The organism is Kitasatospora sp. MBT66 (assembly GCF_000710405.2).
GTDB lineage: Bacteria > Actinomycetota > Actinomycetes > Streptomycetales > Streptomycetaceae > Kitasatospora > Kitasatospora purpeofusca.
The window spans coordinates 372,599-391,004 of record NZ_JAIY01000003.1 but is presented as its reverse complement, the minus strand read 5'-3'; the positions used below and the strand labels follow the sequence as shown (position 1 = coordinate 391,004).

At 73.7% G+C, this 18,406-nt stretch carries 18 protein-coding genes; 9 read left to right on the top strand and 9 right to left on the bottom strand.

The window, feature by feature from the left end:
• Positions 1-753, top strand: a 753-nt coding sequence (locus tag BI06_RS03675; RefSeq protein ID WP_043465007.1) for an SbcC/MukB-like Walker B domain-containing protein, incomplete at its 5' end; no start/stop codon positions are given.
• Positions 754-830: 77 nt separating this feature from the next.
• On the opposite strand, the gene BI06_RS03670 is transcribed toward BI06_RS03675, so the two are convergent.
• Positions 831-1,079, bottom strand: coding sequence for a hypothetical protein (locus tag BI06_RS03670; protein ID WP_037778896.1), 249 nt, complete (start codon positions 1,077-1,079; stop codon positions 831-833).
• An 84-nt stretch (positions 1,080-1,163) separates the two neighbouring features.
• Between BI06_RS03670 and BI06_RS03665 the strand changes: the two genes are divergently transcribed.
• Positions 1,164-1,883 carry a DUF1990 family protein gene (locus BI06_RS03665; protein ID WP_078879667.1) on the top strand — a complete coding sequence of 240 codons (720 nt, stop codon included), beginning with the start codon at positions 1,164-1,166 and terminating at the stop codon, positions 1,881-1,883.
• Positions 1,884-1,984: 101 nt separating this feature from the next.
• Here BI06_RS03665 and BI06_RS03660 read toward each other — a convergent pair whose 3' ends face one another.
• Together BI06_RS03660 and BI06_RS03655 are read right to left on the bottom strand one after the other, a co-directional pair.
• Positions 1,985-2,452, bottom strand: coding sequence for a YjbQ family protein (locus BI06_RS03660; protein WP_051740191.1), 468 nt, complete (start codon positions 2,450-2,452; stop codon positions 1,985-1,987).
• 242 nt (positions 2,453-2,694) lie between these two features.
• The gene (locus BI06_RS03655) at positions 2,695-2,964 is read right to left on the bottom strand and encodes a hypothetical protein (RefSeq protein WP_030391988.1); all 270 of its coding nucleotides are present in this window, start codon (positions 2,962-2,964) and stop codon (positions 2,695-2,697) included.
• Positions 2,965-3,666: 702 nt separating this feature from the next.
• On the opposite strand from BI06_RS03655, the gene BI06_RS03650 reads away from it, so the two are divergent.
• Entirely contained in the window at positions 3,667-5,877 is a 2,211-nt protein-coding gene (locus tag BI06_RS03650) for a bifunctional glycosyltransferase family 2 protein/CDP-glycerol:glycerophosphate glycerophosphotransferase (RefSeq protein WP_043465946.1), read from the top strand.
• Between the two features lie 168 nt (positions 5,878-6,045).
• Here BI06_RS03650 and BI06_RS03645 read toward each other — a convergent pair whose 3' ends face one another.
• Positions 6,046-6,258 (bottom strand): EF-hand domain-containing protein, encoded by a 213-nt coding sequence (locus tag BI06_RS03645; protein WP_030391986.1) that lies wholly within the window; start codon positions 6,256-6,258, stop codon positions 6,046-6,048.
• A gap of 216 nt (positions 6,259-6,474) precedes the next feature.
• Here BI06_RS03645 and BI06_RS03640 point away from each other — a divergent pair, with 216 nt between their 5' ends.
• Positions 6,475-7,143: a 1-acyl-sn-glycerol-3-phosphate acyltransferase gene (locus BI06_RS03640; RefSeq protein WP_030391985.1), complete on the top strand. Its 669-nt coding sequence runs from the start codon at positions 6,475-6,477 to the stop codon at positions 7,141-7,143.
• A gap of 64 nt (positions 7,144-7,207) precedes the next feature.
• Here BI06_RS03640 and BI06_RS03635 read toward each other — a convergent pair whose 3' ends face one another.
• Together BI06_RS03635 and BI06_RS03630 are read right to left on the bottom strand one after the other, a co-directional pair.
• Complete coding sequence (locus BI06_RS03635) at positions 7,208-9,022, bottom strand: ABC transporter ATP-binding protein (protein WP_043465002.1); 1,815 nt, start codon at positions 9,020-9,022, stop codon at positions 7,208-7,210.
• 195 nt (positions 9,023-9,217) lie between these two features.
• Positions 9,218-9,991 (bottom strand): SDR family oxidoreductase, encoded by a 774-nt coding sequence (locus BI06_RS03630; protein WP_043464999.1) that lies wholly within the window; start codon positions 9,989-9,991, stop codon positions 9,218-9,220.
• A 176-nt stretch (positions 9,992-10,167) separates the two neighbouring features.
• On the opposite strand from BI06_RS03630, the gene BI06_RS03625 reads away from it, so the two are divergent.
• The 4 genes from BI06_RS03625 to BI06_RS03610 all read left to right on the top strand — a co-directional run bounded on the left by BI06_RS03625 (position 10,168) and on the right by BI06_RS03610 (position 13,437).
• Positions 10,168-10,365 (top strand): hypothetical protein, encoded by a 198-nt coding sequence (locus BI06_RS03625; protein WP_030391982.1) that lies wholly within the window; start codon positions 10,168-10,170, stop codon positions 10,363-10,365.
• Positions 10,366-10,551: 186 nt separating this feature from the next.
• Positions 10,552-11,373 carry a hypothetical protein gene (locus BI06_RS03620; RefSeq protein ID WP_043465943.1) on the top strand — a complete coding sequence of 274 codons (822 nt, stop codon included), beginning with the start codon at positions 10,552-10,554 and terminating at the stop codon, positions 11,371-11,373.
• Positions 11,370-12,308 carry a hypothetical protein gene (locus BI06_RS03615; protein ID WP_043464995.1) on the top strand — a complete coding sequence of 313 codons (939 nt, stop codon included), beginning with the start codon at positions 11,370-11,372 and terminating at the stop codon, positions 12,306-12,308. Before BI06_RS03620 ends, BI06_RS03615 begins: the two co-directional genes overlap by 4 nt.
• A gap of 7 nt (positions 12,309-12,315) precedes the next feature.
• A complete protein-coding gene (locus tag BI06_RS03610) occupies positions 12,316-13,437 on the top strand; it encodes a serine hydrolase (protein ID WP_082558239.1) in 1,122 nt (373 codons plus the stop codon).
• 28 nt (positions 13,438-13,465) lie between these two features.
• Here BI06_RS03610 and BI06_RS03605 read toward each other — a convergent pair whose 3' ends face one another.
• Positions 13,466-14,368: an SDR family oxidoreductase gene (locus BI06_RS03605; RefSeq protein WP_043464991.1), complete on the bottom strand. Its 903-nt coding sequence runs from the start codon at positions 14,366-14,368 to the stop codon at positions 13,466-13,468.
• 185 nt (positions 14,369-14,553) lie between these two features.
• Between BI06_RS03605 and BI06_RS03600 the strand changes: the two genes are divergently transcribed.
• The gene (locus tag BI06_RS03600; protein ID WP_043464988.1) at positions 14,554-15,777 is read left to right on the top strand and encodes an RNA-guided endonuclease TnpB family protein; all 1,224 of its coding nucleotides are present in this window, start codon (positions 14,554-14,556) and stop codon (positions 15,775-15,777) included.
• A gap of 33 nt (positions 15,778-15,810) precedes the next feature.
• Here BI06_RS03600 and BI06_RS03595 read toward each other — a convergent pair whose 3' ends face one another.
• Both BI06_RS03595 and BI06_RS03590 read right to left on the bottom strand, forming a co-directional pair.
• A complete protein-coding gene (locus BI06_RS03595) occupies positions 15,811-16,812 on the bottom strand; it encodes an alpha/beta fold hydrolase (protein WP_051740189.1) in 1,002 nt (333 codons plus the stop codon).
• Complete coding sequence (locus BI06_RS03590) at positions 16,809-18,392, bottom strand: NAD(P)/FAD-dependent oxidoreductase (protein ID WP_051740188.1); 1,584 nt, start codon at positions 18,390-18,392, stop codon at positions 16,809-16,811. The genes BI06_RS03595 and BI06_RS03590 overlap by 4 nt, the downstream gene beginning before the upstream one ends.
• Between the last annotated feature and the right edge of the window lie 14 nt (positions 18,393-18,406).

The window sequence follows — 18,406 nt, the reverse complement described above, 5'->3', positions numbered from 1 at the left end:
GAACTGGTCGCGGCGGCCGCCCTTCCGCCGGCCGACCTGCCGGGCGCCCGGAGCGGGCTCGGCGCCGCCACCGACCGGTTGCGGGCGGCGCACGCGGCACGGGACGCGGCCCGCCAGCGGTGCGAGGCCCTCGCCGCCATCGGGCGGCAGCTGACCGAGCTGGTCCGCTCGCTGGCCCCGGAGCTGTCCAGGTACGCGCGGATCAGCCGGCTGGCGGCGCTCGCGGCCGGTACCTCGACCGACAACCGGCTCCGGATGCGCCTGGAGTCGTACGTCCTGGCGGCGCGGCTGGAGCAGGTGGCGGCCGCGGCGAGCGACCGGCTGGTCCGGATGTCCGGCGGCCGGTACACGCTCGTGCACAGCGACGACCGCGGCGGCGGCAACAAGCGCTCGGGGCTGGCGCTGCGGGTGGTGGACGCCTGGACGGGCACCGAGCGCGACACCGCGACGCTCTCCGGCGGCGAGAGCTTCTTCGCCTCGCTCGCCCTGGCCCTCGGCCTGGCGGACGTGGTCACCGACGAGGCCGGGGGCATGCCGCTGGACACCCTGTTCATCGACGAAGGATTCGGCAGCCTCGACGAACACACCCTGGAGGAGGTGATGGACGTCCTGGACGGGTTGCGCGAGCGGGACCGCGCGGTCGGCATCGTCAGTCACGTCGCCGATCTGCGCAGCCGGATCCCGGCCCAGCTCATGGTCCGCAAGGGCCGGCACGGCTCCACCCTGGCTCCGGTGGGACGGGAGGACGCCTGACGCCGGGGACACCCCCGGCCCGGGCCGACTCCGCGGCGGATCCTGCGCCGGCCCCGGCGGGTCCCGGCGACGCGCGCTCAGCCGGAGCAGGCGATCCGCTGGGCCTGCTGCCAGGTGCAGACGGGGCACAGGGTGCTGCCCGGGTGGTCGGCGGGCAGCTCGGTCGGTTCGCCGCACAGCACGCAGTCCGCGCGCGGGCCGGTGGAACCGGGGTCGGGCAGCAGGGCCGCCTCCGCGCCGCTCGGGGCGAGCTCGCAGACCTGCTCCGCCGCCGCCGGCTCCCGGGTGCCGGGGGCGTCCGTCTCCTGCCTGGCTGTTTCGCTCATGCCGCCTCTCTACTCCCCGGACCGGGCAGGGCGCAAGGCGGTCCCGGGCGAGGCCGTTCCCGGGGCCGTCGATACGGTGGCCGCATGCCCGACTCTCCCGGTCACGAGGTGCCCCGCGCCGTTCCCTCCGTCCCGTCGCCGGTCCCGCCGGTCCCGCCGGTCCAGTCCGCCCGGGCCGAGTCCTCCGGGACCGCCGCGGCGGCCGGGTCCGCCCTGGAGCGGAGGCTGCGTGCCGCCCGGGCCACCGTTCCCAACTACCGCGAGGTGGGCGCCACCGCTGACGCCCGGCTGCCGGAGGGCTACACGCATCTGCGGCGGCGGTTGCACCTCGGGCACGGTCCGGAGGTCCTGGCGCGGGCCGGCCGCTTCGTCCTCGGCTGGGGCTGCCAGCTGGGGACCGGGTTCGCCGTGTTCCCGTACGCGCCCGCCGAGCCCGGGGCGACCGTCCTCCTGCGACTCGGCCTGCCCGGCAGCCGCTGGCCCCGGCTGGTGATCCCGTGCCGGGTGGTGTGGACGGTGGACGAGCCGGACCGGATCGGCTTCGCCTACGGAACACTGCCGGGGCACCCGGAGTGCGGCGAGGAGGCCTTCCTGGTGTCGATGGACGCGGCGGGCGAGGTGTGGTTCGAGGTCGTCGCCTTCGCCCGGCTCGCCGCCTGGTACGCGCGGCTCGGCCGCCCGGTCGCCGTGCTCTGCCAGTACCTGGCGATCGAGCGGTACCTCGCGTCCGTGGTCCGGGCCGCCGCCGGGCCCGGCCCCGACTCAGACACCGACGCCGACCCCGGGGCACCGCTGCCGAAGTAGGCGCCCTCCAGCGTTCCGCCCGACCCCGGCGAGTCCGGGGCCGGGCGGGTGCGTCGGCCGGGCTGCGGGCTCAGCCCAGGAAGGAGAGCCGGGCTGCGGGCTCAGCCCAGGAAGGAGAGCCGGAGCGTCCGGTGCGGGTTGTCGCCGTTGGTGTCGACCAGCACCACCGACTGCCAGATGCCCAGCGCGAGTTGCCCGTCGATCACCGGCAGGGTGGCGTGCGGGGCCACCAGGGCGGGAACGACGTGGTCGCGGCCGTGGCCGGGGCTGCCGTGGCGGTGACGCCACCGGTCGTCGGCCGGCAGGAGGTCGCGCAGGGTGGCGAGGAAGTCCTCGTCGCTGCCGGAACCGGTCTCCAGGACGGCGATGCCGGCCGTGGCGTGCGGGACGAAGACGTTGAGCAGGCCGTCCCGTCCGACGGCGTGTTCGTCGAGGAACCGGACGCAGCGGTCGGTGATGTCGAGCGCGACCTCATGGCTTCCGGTGGTGATGTCGAAGGTCTCGGTCCGGAAGGAGCCGGAGGTGGGAGTGGAGTGGGACGTGGTTCGGGAGTGGGTGTGGTCCGCCATGGCGCCATCCTCACCCACGGCCGGGGGTGGACCGGCAAGCCTCGCCGACTCCCGGCGCCGGAGGGGCGGGTCGTCATAGGCTGAGAGGTTCAGACCAAAAATGACATCCGTGGACCGCTACGGACCACGGATGATCAGTCGGGTCGGCGAAGGACCCACCCGCACCGGTTCGGGCCGGGGAGCGGGAACGCCGAAGGCCCGACGGTCCTCAGGATCCGTCGGGCCGGTGCCGAAAGGTCGGCTCAGCCGCGGCTGCCGAAGAGCCCCCGCCGCAGCCGGCGCAGCGGCGCCAGCAGCTTGACCCGCGCGTGGCGGCGCGGCGGCGCGGTCGGGGCACCGACGCCGCGCGGCGTCAGTTCCCTTATCAACCCGAGCGCCTCCGCGGTGTCCACCTCGGGGAGTGCGGGCGCGCCGAGCACAGCCAGGTGTCGCTCGATCCGGCGGCCGGTCGCGCCGACGCCGCACTGGATCGCGGGCACCCGAGGCCGGGTCCGCACTTGCATGTGTTCCATCAGTTTTCCCACCCCTACGAGGCGCCAGGGCCGTGAGGCGAAGACTATCCGTGACAGACGGCCTTCGCGCAACCGTCCTGGTGTTCTGCAACCGTACCGTGCTGCGTCAACTGACACTGCACCAGGGCCCACCCGGCCGATCACGACTGAGCATCAATGATGGTGCACGACCGGCGCCACGTCACCGGCTTCCTCGGGTCGCACACCCGGCGCCCGCCGTGACGGTGTACGCCCGGCGCACGGGGTCACCGCCCCCTCACCCGCCGTGGCCGCCCGGCGGCCACCGCGGCGCCGGCTCCCGGTCACCCCCTGGACGGCCCCGGACCACCGCCGACGAGGTACGACTATCCGTTTAGGAAGTGAACACAGTCGGGGGATTGACGCGGGGGTCGGCTCCAAGCAATATCTCTATCGACCACGCGGGCGCGAGCATCACCGCCCCCCGTGTTCGACTGATGAAGATTCCGGCTCCCCCGTGCCTACTGCCAGGCCGCCTCGACGCTGCGGTGGCCAGGTTCGGGCGGTGCTCGGACCGGCGGCCGGCCGTAGAGGGTCGGCCGGGCCGCCACCAGGCTGCCGGTGCCACCCCCTCCGGGGTTCGGCACCGGCGGCTCCGGCACCGCACCCCTCGGCCCGCCCACCAGCGGCGGCACCGCCCCCGTCCGCCGCCGCCCGCGGCCGCGCTCGGTAGACTCGGCCAGCGTGCCAGTCCTCCTCAGCATCGTGCTCCCCGTCCACGGGGTGGAGCGCTTCCTGCCCCGCTGCCTCGACTCCCTCCTGGCGGACACCCCGTCCTCCGAGTCCCGCTTCGAGGTGATCGCGGTCGACGACCGCTCCCCCGACCGCAGCGGCGCGATCCTGGACGAGTACGCGGCCCGCGATCCGCGTCTGCGCGTCCTCCACCTCGCCGAGAACCAGGGCCTCGGCGGCGCCCGCACCGCCGCCCTCCCCGAGGTGCGCGGCACGTACGTCTGGTTCGTCGACAGCGACGACTGGGTGCCCGAGGGCACGGTGACCGCCCTCCTCGACGAGCTCACCGGCGAGCTGGAGCGCGAGGGGCGCGGCGAGGCGCCCGCCGACGTCCTGCTGACCGACTTCGTCCACGTCTACCCCGACGGCGGGACCGAGCCCAATCCCTGGCGGCACGTGCTGACCGGGTCCCCGCTCGTCGAGGGGGCCACGCTGGCCGAGCACCCGGCCGTGTTCAGGACGGTGATGTCGGTCTGGAACAAGGTGTTCCGCCGGGAGTTCCTGCTCGGGCTCGGCGTCTCCTTCGGCCGCGGCTTCTACGAGGACATCTCCGTCACCTACCCGGCGCTGCTCGCCGCCGAGCGGCTGCGCTACATCGACCGCCCCTGCTACTTCTACCGGCGCGGCCGGGCCGGGGCGATCACCAGCACCGCCTCCGCCAAGCACGCCGACGCCTTCGCCCAGTACGACGCGATCTTCGCCTTCCTGGACGGGGCCGACCGGCCAGGCCGCCCCGTGCCCGGGACGCTGCGGACCCTGGTCTTCGAGCGGACCGTGCAGCAGGCGCTCACCGTCTACGACACCCCCGGGCTGGTCCCGGTCGGGCTGCGGCCGGAGTTCTTCCGGCGGATCGCCGAGCACTTCGCCCGGCACCGCCCGGCGGGCTACCGCTTCCCCGGGGGCGTGCGCGGCGTGCAGTACCGGCTCGCGGCGCGGGGTTCCCGGCGCGCGTACGCGGAACTGCGCCGCACCGGCCGACTGCCGCGCGAACTCAAGCGCGGGGCGCGGGCGGTGGCACCGGCCCTGAAGAAGGGGGTGCGCAGCAGCGCCCGGTTCACCGCGTACAACACCTTCCGCCGGATGCCGTTGAACCCGAACCTGGCGGTGTACGCCGCGTACTGGCACCGGGGCTACGCGTGCAGCCCGGCCGCGATCTACGAGAAGGCGAAGGAGCTCGCGCCCGGGATCCACGGGGTCTGGGTGGTGGAGAACCGCGCCCAGGCGGCGACGCTGCCGGACGGTGTGCCGTACGTCATCGTCAACACCCCGGCGTACCTGAGGACGATGGCCACGGCCAAGTACTTCGTGAACAACGTCAACTTCCCCCGGACCATGGTGAAGCGGCCCGGCACGGTGCACGTCCAGACCCAGCACGGCACGCCGCTGAAGGCGATGGGCATGGACCTCAGGGACCACCCGGTGGCCGCCGACGGGATGGACTTCGACCGGCTCCAGGAGGCGATCGACCGCTGGGACTTCCTGGTCTCCTCCAACCCGCACACCAGCGAGCACTTCGCCCGTGCCTTCCCGGGCCGCTACGAGATGCTGGACACCGGGTACCCGCGCAACGACCGGCTGGCCGACGCGACGCCGGAGGGGACGGCGGCGATGCGCGAACGGTTCGGGCTGACGCCGGGGCGCACGGCCGTGCTGTACGCGCCCACCCACCGGGAGGCCCGCGGCGGCTACGTGCCGCTGCTGGACGTGCGGGAGCTGGCCCGGCGGCTGGGGCCGGAGTTCACGCTGCTGGTCCGCACGCACTACTTCCACACCGGCGGCCCGGGCGACCTGACGGCGGACGAGGACGCGGCGGAGATCCTGGACGTGTCGGCGCACCCGACGGTGGAGGACCTCTACCTGGCGGCCGACGTCCTGGTGACGGACTACTCGTCGATGATGTTCGACTACGCCGTACTGGACCGGCCGATCGTGGTCTTCGCGCCGGACTGGGAGGAGTACAAGCGCGACCGGGGCGTCTACTTCGACCTGTTCGAGCAGCCGCCGGGCGCGCTGACGACGGATCCGGAGGGGCTGGCGGCGGCGCTGCTGGCCGGTGACCCGGAGCCGGCGGCGCGGGCCGACTTCCGCAAGCGCTTCTGCCCCTGGGACGACGGCGGGGCGGCGGAGCGCGTGGTCCGCCGGGTGTTCCCGACCACCGCCTGAGAGCCCGACGGCGCGACAAGCACAGGCGCGACCGGCACAGGCGCGACCGGCACAGGCGGCCACAAACAAGGCACAACGGGCACAACAGGCACAACAGGCGCACCAACGCGAGGACGGGGCCCCGGAGACGATCCGGGACCCCGTCCGGGCCGGTCGGCCCCGGCCTCGTCAGCCCTGGCGCGCGGCCAGGAACTCGTCGAAGGTCAGCTCGCCGTCGTGGTTGGTGTCCATCTGCTTGATGATGGCCTCGGCCACGGCGACCGAGGTGGTGAGGTCGCCGAGCTCGCGCGCGACGAGGGCGTACTCGGCGGCGGTGATCCGGCCGTTGCCGTTCCGGTCGAACTTGTCGAACGCCGCGCGAATGTCGTCGACGTCTGCCATGGGGGCCTCCTGGGACCGAATCAACTGCTGATGTGCATTTCCGACGGCGGTACCCTACCCGCCCGTGGTGAGCGCCACTGCGGGCGGGAGTGGACGGGCTCGGGGGTGGGTGTCGTAGTCTGCGGGTCTGCATCCCGGCCCGACCGGGGAAACGAACGCCGCTCGTCGTACCCCAGGCCCGGGCACCTCTCGGGCATGCTCGTCCAGGGAGGGACCATGCTCGATCTCGTCACCAGGCTGGTGCTGAAACCGCTCGCCCGGGGGATCTGGCGGCCCACCATCGAGGGTATGGAGAACGTGCCGCGCAAGGGCGGCGTCATCCTCGCCAGCAACCACCTCTCCTTCATCGACAGCGTGGTCATCCCGCTCACCGCGCCGCGCCGGGTCCACTTCCTGGCCAAGGCCGAGTACTTCACCGGCAGCGGCCTCAAGGGCGCGCTGTCCCGCGGCTTCTTCCAGGGCATCGGCGCGGTGCCGGTCGAGCGCGGCACCTACCGGTCCGCCCAGGCCTCGCTGGAGTCGGCGCTGGAGATCCTGGAGGACGGCAAGGCGTTCGGCATCTACCCCGAGGGCACCCGCTCGCTGGACGGCCGCCTCTACCGCGGCAAGACCGGCGTGGCCTGGCTGGCCCTGACCGCCGGCGTCCCGGTGGTACCGGTGGCGCTGGAGGGGCCGGAGCAGATCCTCCCGATCGGCAAGCGGCTGCCGCGCCTCAAGAAGGTGACGGTCCGCTTCGGGGAGCCGCTGCACTTCGACGAGCTGCACGGCCAGGCGCGTTCGCTCAAGGCCCGCCGCCAGGTCACGGACGAGGTGATGGCGGCGATCCAGCAGCTCTCCGGCCAGGAGCTCGTGCAGACGTACAACGAGGTCCCCAAGGCCGCCTGAGGCCGGCTCCGCTCCCTGTCCGCAGCCCCGCCGACCGCTCCCCCGGCCCCGCCCCGCGCCCGGATCAGGGAGCGACGGCCGCGACCGGGGCCTCCCGCCGGAGCAGCGCCGCGTACCGGCCGTCCGCCGCCAGCAGCTCCTCGTGGGTGCCGAGTTCGGCGACCTCGCCGCGCTCCAGGACGGCGATCTGGTCGGCCCCGCGCACGGTGGAGAGCCGGTGCGCGATGGTGATGGTGGTGCGGCCCACGGCGAGGGTGTCGATGGCCTCCTGGACGGCGCGCTCGGTGCTGTTGTCCAGGGCGCTGGTGGCCTCGTCGAGGATCAGCACCGGCGGGTTGCGCAGGATGGTGCGGGCGAGCGCGAGGCGCTGCTTCTCCCCTCCCGAGAAGCGGTAGCCGCGCTCGCCGACCAGGGTGTCGTAGCCGTCCGGCAGCGAGGCGACGGTGTCGTGGATCCGCGCGGCCCGGGCGGCGGCGACGAGTTCCTCGTCGGTGGCGTCCGGCTTGGCGAAGCGCAGGTTGTCGGCGACCGAGGCGTGGAAGAGGTAGGTCTCCTGGGAGACCACGCCCACCGCGCGGGACAGGGTCTCGAAGGACAGTTCGCGGACGTCCACGCCGTCGATGGTGACCCGGCCGCCGGTGACGTCGTAGAGCCGGGGCACCAGGTAGCTGAGCGTGGTCTTGCCGGAGCCGGTCTCGCCGACCACGGCGAGCGAGCCGCCCGCCGGGATCCGCAGCCCGACGCCGCCGAGGGTGGGCCGCTCCTGCTCCGGGTCGTAGCGGAAGTCGACGTCCTCGAAGCGGACCTCGCCGCGGATCTCGCCGAGGGTGACGGGGTGCTCGGGCTCGTCGATCTCCACGGTCAGGTCGAGGTACTCGAAGATCCGCTGGAACAGCGCGAGCGAGGTCTGCACGGCGACGCCGGTGGCCAGCAGGCTGATGGTCGGGCGGAACAGGCCCTGCTGGAGCGAGACGAAGGCGACCAGGGTGCCGACCGAGACGATCGGCGCGCCGCCGGCCGCGGTCATGCCGGCCGCCCAGTAGATCACCGCGGGCATCGCGGCCATCACGATCTGGATGGTGTTCATCCGCCAGCGGCCGGCCATCGAGGCGCGGACCTCCAGGTCGGCCAGCCGGTCGGACTGGGCGGTGAACTCGCGGGCGAGCGAGTCGGTGCGGCCCATGGTGCGGCCGAGCAGGATGCCGCTGACCGACAGCGACTCCTGGACCGCCGAGCTCATCGCGGCGAGCTGCTTCTGGCGCTCCCCGGTGATCTTCTTGCGCTCGTTGCCGACCCGGCGGCTGATCCAGACGAAGGCCGGCAGGAGCACCAGGGAGACGACGGTGAGCCGCCAGTCCAGCGCCACCATGGCGACCACCGAGGCGACCACGGCGGTGAAGTTGGAGACCAGCGAGGTGGCGGTGGAGGTCACCGTGGACTGCATGCCGCCGATGTCGTTGGCGATCCGGGACTGCACCTCACCGGTGCGGGTGCGGGTGAAGAAGGCCAGCGACATCCGCTGGAGGTGGCCGTAGACGGCGGTGCGCAGGTCGTGCATGACCCGCTGGCCGACGGTGGTGGAGATCAGCGTCTGGAGCACGCCGAAGACGCTGTTGACCACGGCGGTGGCGACCATGCCGAGCACCAGGACGGTCAGCAGGCCGGTGCGGCCCTGCGGGATCGCGGTGTCCAGCACGGCGCGGAGCAGGAACGGCGTGGTCACCGAGACCACGGCGGAGGCGGCCACCAGCAGGCCGACCAGGGCGAGGCGGCCGCGGTAGGGGCGGAACAGCGCGAGTATGCGCCGCCACTGGGTCGGCGGGCGCGGGTCGTTCTCGGTCTGGGCGGGCGGGGTCCACTGGATGCCTTCGGGGCGCACGGTGGGGCAGCCTCCCTCGGAAGGCCGCGGGGGCGCGGCGCCCGGGGGCGCACGCCGGCGGCGGGTGGGCGGTCGGGCGATCGCCAGCATAACGAGAGAGGCTCATAGTTAGCAAAGCTAATAGTGAGACGGCCTCCGCTGTACTGCTCAGGACCCCCGACCGCCGCACCCGCCCCGGGGGCGACGCCGACCGGCTCAGTCGGTCCGGTACGTCCGGGCCGCCTTGGAGGAGACGCCGCCGAGCTTGCCGGAGGGCAGCACCCGCGCGATCGCCACCGCCGCCTTGTAGCGCTTGCTCGGCACCGACACCGAACGCCCCCGGGCCAGGTCGCGCATGGCCTCCTCGACCACACGCTCGGCCGACAGCCAGCCCCAGGACGGGATGTTCCCGGTGCCCATGCCGGCCCGCTCGTGGAACTCGGTGTGCGTGAAGCCCGGGCAGAGCGCCATCAGCCGCACCCCGGTGCCGCCGAGGTCCCGCATCACGCCCTGGGTGAAGCTGACCACCCAGGCCTTGCTCGCGCCGTAGGTGCCGCGCGGCAGGAAGGCCGCCACCGAGGCGACGTTGACGACCGCGCCGCGCCCGCGCTCGCGCATCCCCGGCAGGGCGGCCGTGGTCAGCCGCAGCACCGCCTCGACGTGCACCTTCAGCATGTCCAGCTCGTCCTGCAGCGGAACGGTGGCGAAGGCGCCGCGGTTGCCGAAGCCCGCATTGTTCACCAGCAGGTCCACCGGGCGGGCGTCGTCGGACAGGCGGGCCTCGACGTCCGCGATCCCCTTGTCCGTGGCCAGGTCGGCGGTGAGCACCTCCACCTCCACGCCGAACTTCCCCCGCAGGTCCGCGGCGGAACCCTCCAGCCGCGCGGTGTCCCGGGCCACCAGGACGAGTCCGTAGCCGCTCCGCGCGAGGCGGCGGGCGAAGGCGGCTCCGATGCCGGCGGTCGCGCCGGTGATCAAGGCAGTGGTCATGCAGCGACCGTACCTACTCCCGAGTACCGGCGACAGCGCTGCGCGGCAGCGCGGTGCCTCTTCGTGACCACCGTCACGGACAGTACTGCGGTGGCGCCGGACCGTTCGTGCTCGTATCGTCGTTCGAGGGGGGCGCCGCCGGGCCTGGCGGCGGAACTTCGATGAGGAGGCACCCGATGCTTGCTCAGACCACCCGAACCACGCGTACGACGCTCGCCACCCAGGGCGAGATCGACGCACTCGGCATGTTGATCACGGAGGACGAGGCGACCGTCAGCGACGCGCCCACGTACCGTCCGGAAGCCGCCGCGCTGCTGCTGCTGGCAGGCGCGCTGCTGCTGTCCCCGAAGCCGCCGAAGGAGAAGACGCGGTAATCGGAACGGACGCTGCCGGGCGACGCGCGGAGTCCCACCGCGCCACAGCCCTCCGGTCCCGCCGCGGCCACCGGCCCGGCGGCCGGGGCGGCAGGCCAACGGCCCGGACCCCGGCGGAGCCGCCACGTGAACGCGCCGCGGCCCCGTAACACCGCGAAGCCCACCTCCAAGGAGAAGCACGCGACCATGCCGACCGCCGATCTCGCACTCCGCGACGAATACGCCGCAGCGGTGGAGCGGCTGGCGGGCCACACCCTCGACGCCCTCCGGGGCGCCGGGGGTGCGGTCGCGCCCGCGCCCGCCTTCCCCGGCACCGGCCCCGTGCCGCGTCCGGTCCTCGCCGCCGCCCGGGTGCTCGGGCCGGACGTCCTCGCACCGAAGGCACTGGGCGTGACCGGGCCCGACGAGCAGGCCGTCCTGCTGCTCGCGGAGGCCCACCGGGCCTTCCCCCCGTCCGCCTTCCCCGCACCCGCCCCCTCCACCGGCCCCCCTGCCGACGCGGACCAGGAACGGGCCGCCGGCGCCGCCCTGGTCACCGCCTGGCGGGACTGGGGCACCGCCGTCCTGCTGGCCCGCGCACTCGGGCCCGCCGCCGACGCCCTGCTACCCGGGGCGACGGGCGAGAACGCCGGCGAGGACACCGACCTGGGCGCGCCGCAGCCCGGCCACGCCCCGCACCCGGAGCCGTACGCCTGGCAGGCCTGGTCGGTGCGGATGGCCCAGCTCTCCGCGCTCGCCCTGCCCGGCCTCGACGGGCCCGTCCACGACGCCGCCCGCGAGCACAGCCTCGCCCTGGCCCGCGGCGCCGTCCGCTCCGTCCTGCGCTGCGACCAGCGCGTCGCCGCCCGCCTGACCCGCTGGCTCGCCTGGCTCGCCGCCGACGGGCGGGAACTGCCGCTGGAGGTCGAACCCATGCTGGAACGGATCCGCACCGTCGGCGACGGCAGCGCCCGAACCGCGCTCGAACTCGCCGTCGCGGAGCGCCTGCTGACCGGAGGGGTGTCATGACCGACCACCGGATCCTCGCCACCGCCCAGCAGTTGGGCTCCCGGGCGATGTCCTGGCTGCACACCTGCCACGAACGCGGCTTCGGCCGGCTGCCCGACGACGTCACCATCGACCTCGCCGATCCCAACAACGCCTACAAGCCGCTCGCCGAGTCGGCGCTCGCCGCCTCGCTGGTCCTGCGCGACGGCGTCACCGGCCCGGAGGACGCCCGGATCGCCCACGAACTGCTGGACTTCGGCTGGTCCCAGCTGCGCGAGGGCAACCTCCTGTACGAGCGGCTGCTGCGCTACCCGGTGATGACCGACCCGCTGGAGACCTACGTCCACTTCGCCCGGTCCGGCTACCGGCACCCGGCGCTGGAGGAACTGCTCGAATCGCTCGCCAAGGTGCGCGGGATCCAGGCCATCGAGATGATGCCCAACCGGCGGCTGGCCCTCGCCAACGCGCGCCGGGTGATCGGGCTGCGCAACCAGCCCGACGACTGGCCCGAGCTCACCGCCAGGACCTGGCTCGGCGCCACCCCCGAGCCGTGGGCGATCGACTGGCTGACCGGCTACCACATCACCCACGCCGTCTTCCACCTCACCGACTGGGGCGCGCAGCCGGAGAGCATGCCCGAGCCGATGCGCGACTACGTCCGCAACTGGCTGCCGGTCTGGGTCGACACCTGGCTGGAGGTCGGCCAGTGGGACCTGGTCGGCGAGCTGCTGGTGGTGGACTCCTGCATCGGGGAGCCGGTCACCGGCGCCCAGGGCTGGGAGGCGCTCGCCGCCATCCAGCGCGAGGACGGGCTGATCCCGCGGGAGAGTGCGGAGCCGGTCTCCGACGACCCGGAGCAGGCGTTCCGGGACCACGAGCACACGGCCGTGGTCGCGGTGGTCGCGGGCACCGTCACGCTCTCCCGCGCGCTCGGCGGCGCGGCGGTGCCGGCTTGAGGGCGCGATGAGCACGACGGTGGCGGGGGCGGGAGCGGCGGGCGCCGCGGGAACCGAGGGAGTCGCGGGCACCGAGCCCGGGGCTCCCGGCGCGGAGGAGTTCGCCGGACTGGTGCTCGCCGCCGGGCCGCACGCCACCGCCGCCACCCTGGCGGTGGCGCGCGGCGGGCGCTCCGCCGTCCACTGCCACGGGCGGACCGCCCGGGACGGCGGGCCGTGCACACCCGACACCGGCTACGAACTCGGCTCCGTCACCAAGACCTTCACCGCCCTGCTGCTGGCCGAGCTGGCGGCGCGCGGCGAGGTCGCCCAGGACGACCCGGTGCAGCGCCACCTCCCGGCCGGACGCCGGCCGCCGGACGTCCGGCGCGGCGGACCGATCCGGCTGATCCACCTGGCCACCCACACCTCCGGCCTGCCCGGGCTGCCGCCGGGCCTGCTGGCGAGCGCCGTCCCCTCCTGGAACCGCAACCCCTACGCCGACTACGACGAGCAGCGGTTCTGGGCGGCGCTGGCCCGAACCACCGTGCGCCACCCGCCCGGTCAGGTGTACTGGTACTCCAACTACGGTGTGGGACTGCTCGGCTGGCTGCTCGCCGAGGCGGGCGGCGGCCCCGACTACGCCGGGCTGCTCGACGAGCGGATCGGCCGCCCGCTCGGACTGGCGACCCTCAGCTGCTCCCCCGACGCGCCGCACCTCGCGACCGGCCACCACCTGGGGCGGCCGCTCCCACCGTGGCGGATCCCCGCCCTCCCGGGCGCGGGAGCCGTCCGGGCAGGGGGCGCGGACCTGCTGCGCTTCCTGCGCGCCCACCTGGAGCCGGACGGCGGCCCGCTCGGCACCGCGCTGCGAGAGGTGCAGCGACCCCGGTTGCGGCTGCCGCGTTCCGGCGACGAGATCTGCCTGGTCTGGAACCACCGGCGCGCCCCGGACGACCGCGACCTGTTCTTCCACTCCGGCGGGACGCGCGGCTTCACGGCGTTCGTCGGCTTCTGCCCGCAGACCGCCACCGCCGTCGCCGCGCTGACCAACACCGGCCCCACGGTGCGGTCCTCCTTCACCCAGACCGCCTACGACACCTTCAAGCGGCTCGCCCGGCCGGACGGGGAGGACGCGGGAAGCGGCTGACCTCCCCCGTCCGGCGCGGGCCCGGTCGTCAGTCCTGGTCGGACCGATCGGACCGGGCGGCGGTGTCGGCCGCGCCCCCGGCGCCCACCGGCCGGAGGCGGGAGGCGGCGGTGGCGGCGAGCTGGGGCGCCAGCTTGGCCACGTCGCGCGAACCGACCGCGGCGATCAGTGACGGCAGGGCCCAGCGGACCGGCTGCATCCCGCGCAGCCACGCCTGGGCGTAGACATGCGCGGAACGCCGGGCGATCCCGGCGGCCAGGCGGTCCACCGCCGGTTCCAGCGGATAGGTCTTGTTGGCCGGCCACGGCAGCCGGGAGCGCATCTGCTTGAGCACGGCGTCCTCGTCGGCCCCGCGCACCATGTCGGTGTCGGTCCAACTCAGGTACCCGACACCCACCTTGACGCCCTGGTGGGCCACCTCGGCCCGGATCGCGTGGGCGAACGCCTCGACGCCGGACTTGCTCGCGCAGTACGCGCTCATCAGCGGCGCCGGGGTCAGCGCGGCCAGCGAGGCGATCTGCAGGAGGTAGCCGCGGCTCTCGGCGAGGACGGGCAGGAAGGCCCGGGCGGTGGCCACGCTCCCGAGCAGGTTGACCTCGATCACCCGGCTGAACGCCCGGTGGTCGCTGTCCAGCAGCGGACCGCCGAGGGCGATCCCGGCGTTGGCGACGACGGTGTCGATCCGGCCGTAGTGGGCCTTGATCCGCTGGGCGAGCCCGGTGAGCGCCTCGACGTCGGTGACGTCGGCCTCCCAGGCGGTGGCGTCCGGGCCGCACTGGGCGGCGACGGCCTTCAGCTCCTCCGGCTCCAGGCCGACCAGCGCGACCTTGGCGCCGCGCCGGGCGAGGTTGCGGGCCAGGGCGGCGCCGACGCCGCGCGCGGCTCCGGTGACGACGGCGACCTGGGCGGAGAGCGGTGGGGTGGCGGTCATCGGATGCCTCCAAGGAAACCCCGGCCTTGAGGCCGGGAGGAATTGGATCGCCCGCGATGGGGGCGTCCCGGCGCCGAAGGCCGGGGAGGGTCTTGAATAGCCGAATAACCGTCAAGACGGCTCGGCTTATGAGTAGATGATTGCCAGTCATGTCGTTCACATGCAGTGGTGTTAGCGTGTGATCCGTGGCGACTACTCACGTGAAGCGGGCGTTCAAGTACCGCTTCTACCCGACCGATGCGCAGGCGGCCGAGCTGTCGCGCACGTTCGGGTGTGTTCGCAAGGTCTACAACATGGCACTTGCTGCCCGTTCCGAGGCGTGGGCGCTGCGTCGGGAACGGGTCGACTACAACGCGACCAGCGCGATGCTGACCGGGTGGAAGAAGACCGAGGAGCTGGCCTACCTCAACGAGGTGTCGTCGGTTCCGTTGCAGCAGGCGCTGCGGCATCTGCAGGGGGCGTACACCAACTTCTGGCAGAAGCGGGCGAAGTATCCGACGTTCAAGTCCCGGAAGAAGTCCCGCCGCTCCGCCGAGTACACCAGTTCGGCGTTCCGGTTCCGGGACGGCCGACTGACCCTGGCGAAGATGACCGATCCGCTGGACATCGTGTGGTCGCGTCCGATTCCGCGGGGCGCTTCCCCGTCCACGGTGACCGTGTCCCAGGACGCGGCCGGACGCTGGTTCGTCTCGGTGCTGTGCGACGACCGCCCGACCATGCCCGGCGCGGTCAACGCTGCCGTGGGTATCGACGTCGGGATCACCAGCCTGGTGACACTCTCCACCGGAGAGAAAATCACCAACCCGAAGCACGAGCGCAAGGACCGGGAACGCCTCGCCAAGGCGCAGCGGGCCCTTTCCCGCAAGGCCGAGGGTGACGGTTCGAATCGGGCGAAGGCCCGACTCAAGGTCGGCCGGGCGTACGCCCGGATCGCCGACCGGCGCAGGGACTCCCTGCACAAGCTCACCACTCGACTCGTTCGTGAGAACCAAACGATCGTGATCGAGGACCTGACCGTCCGGAACATGCTCAAGAACCGCAAGCTTGCCCGCGCCATCAGCGATTCGAGCTGGACCGAGCTGCGGTCCATGCTGGAGTACAAGGCCGACTGGTACGGGCGCGAGGTGATCGCCGTGGACCGGTGGTTCCCCTCCTCCAAGCTGTGCTCCACCTGCGGCACCCTGCAGAGCAGGATGCCGCTCTACGTCCGCGAGTGGACGTGCGGCTGCGGAACGACCCACGACCGGGACGTCAACGCGGCACGAAACATCCTGGCCGCCGGACTGGCGGTCGCAGCCTGTGGAGATGGTGTCAGACCTCAACGGAGCACTCCGGGCGGGCAGTCGTCGGTGAAGCAGGAAGTAGTCCCACCGCCGCGCCCACGCGCAGCGGCTCAGTCGCGAGGCTGAGGGGAATCCCCGCCCTTCAGGACGGGGAGGATGTCAAGCGACAGCGGTCCTCTCGGGGTCGGCGGTGGCGGCGGGCAGATCGGTACCGGCGGCGTCAGAGCCGGCGGAGTCGGCCGCGCGGCGGGCCGGGAGGTGGGCGGTCGCCATCCGGTCGATCTCGGCGGCGACCTCGGCCGGCCGCTCCAGCGGCGCCATGTGGCCGACCCCGGGCAGCAGGAGCAGCCCCTGCGGGTCGGCGAGCGCCGCGACCATGCGATGCGCGTGCACCGGCGGGGTGAGCCGGTCCTCGGCGCCGACCACGACCGCCGTCGGCGCGGCGAGGCGGGCCAGCCCGGGGCGGACGTCCAGCCGGTCCAGCACCCCTGCCCAGTTGGCGCGGACGCCGGTGCGGCAGGCGTGCGCCATCCGGACGGCCACCTCGGTGCGCTCGGCGGGCGCGTCCGCGCCCATGATCGCGTACTTGAGCCCGGCCCGGCTGACCGGACCGACCGGTCCGAGCGGCAGCCGGGACCGCAGCACCTGCCGGTGCAGGAAGCGGCGCAGCGCCGGCGGGCGCACGGCGTCCGGGACGATCCGCACCTCGGTGAGGAGGTCGGACGGCCCGGTGGAGATCAGGACGGCGGCCGCCGTCCGCTCGGCGACCTCGGGGCGGGCGGCGCCCGCCATGATGGTCATGCCGCCCATGCTGTGCCCGGCCAGGACCGCCCGCTCGCCCTCCGGGACCACCCGGGTGAGCACGGCGGCGAGGTCCTCGGCCAGCGCGCGGGTGGAGTAGCGGGCCCGGCTCGACGGGATCTCGCTCCGGCCGTGGCCGCGCTGGTCGTAGACCACCACCCGGTAGCGGTCGCCGAGCCGGTGGATCACCGGCGCCCAGAAGTGGGTCGTGCAGGTCCAGCCGTGCGCGAGCACGACGGTGGGCGCCCCCGGCTGTCCGTGGACCTCGACGTGCAGCCGGGTGCCATCGGCCGAGCGGACGGCCAACTCCTCGGCGGGCACCGGCTGGAGACAGTCGGCGGGGATCGGACGACGGCTCATGCCATGACCTCCTCGGTCCCGGTGGCGGCCGCGGACGACGCGGCCCGGGCGGACGACGCGGACAGTGCGGGCGGGGCGGCCCGGTCGTCGGAGCGCAGGATCAGCTCGTACTCGGTGAGGTCCACCTTGCGGGTGGCACGGCGGAACGAGGTGGTCGAACCGGGCCAGAGCACGGTGTTCTTGCCGCTCTTGTCCAGGTACCAGCTGCGGCAGCCGCCGGTGCTCCAGACCGTGCGGTCCATCCGGTGCTGGAGTTCGAGGTTCCAGCGCCGCTGCGCCCGGGCGGTGGGCTGCATCGCGGTCGCGCCGATCTCGTCGAGCTTGGTCAGCGCGTCGATCAGGTAGTTGAGCTGGGACTCGATCATCAGGATCATCGAGCTGTTGCCGAGCCCGGTGTTGGGGCCGATGACGAAGAAGAAGTTCGGGAAGCCGTGCACGGTGGACCCCCGCAGGGCCTCCATGCCCTCCTTCCACTTCTCGGCGAAGCTCGTGCCGTCGGCCCCGAACACCCGGGAGCCCATCGGCATGTCGGTGACGTGGAAGCCGGTGCCGAAGACGATCGCGTCCACCTCGTGCTCGCTGCCGTCGGCGGCGACCAGGGTCGAGCCGCGCACCTCGCGCAGTCCGGCCGGGACGACCTCGGTGTTGGCGGCGGCGAGCGCCGGGTAGTAGGTGTTGCTGAGCAGGATCCGCTTGCAGCCGATCCGGTAGTCCGGGGTGAGCTTGGCCCGCAGGGCCGGGTCGGCGACGCCGTCGGCGAGGTGGCGTTCGGCGAGGCGCTGGACCAGCTTGAGCAGGCCGGGCCGCCGGACGAACGCGTCCACCTGGAGCTCGCGCAGGGCGAACAGGGTGCCCCGGCGGGCCTTCGCGGTGATCGGGAAGCGGCCGTGCAGCCGCTTCTCCAGCTCGGTGATGGCCCGGTCCCGGCGCGGCAGGACCCAGGCCGGGGTCCGCTGGAACACCGTCAGCTTCCCCACCTGCGGCTGGATCGCCGGGACGATCTGGGCGGCGGAGGCCCCGGTGCCGACCATCGCCACGCGCTTGCCCGCGAGCGGGAAGTCGTGGTCCCAGCGGGAGGAGTGGAACACCTTGCCGGGGAAGGAGTCCAGGCCCGGCAGCTCGGGGATCTGCGGGTCCGCGAGCGGTCCGGCGGCGGCCACCACGGCGTCGGCGGTCCAGCGGCCGGCCGTCGTGGTGATCTGCCAGCGGGTCCGCTCGACGTCCCAACGGGCTTCGGTGACCTCGGTGTTGAAGCGCAGGTGGGGGCGGAGGCCGAAGACGTCGGCGACCTTCTCCAGGTAGGCGCGGATGTCCGGCTGGCCGGAGAAGCTGCGCGGCCAGTCCGGGTTGGGGGCGAAGGAGAAGGAGTAGAGGTGCGAGGGCACGTCGCAGGCGCAGCCGGGGTAGCTGTTGTCGCGCCAGGTGCCGCCGACCGAGTCGGCGCGCTCCAGGACGACGAAGTCGGTGATGCCGGCGCGGCGCAGCCGGACGCCGGCGCCGAGGCCGCCGAAGCCGGAGCCGATGACGGCGACCCGGACGTGCGGGACCGCTTCCGGCTCGACGGCCTCGGCCTCGGCCACGACTGCCTCCGACT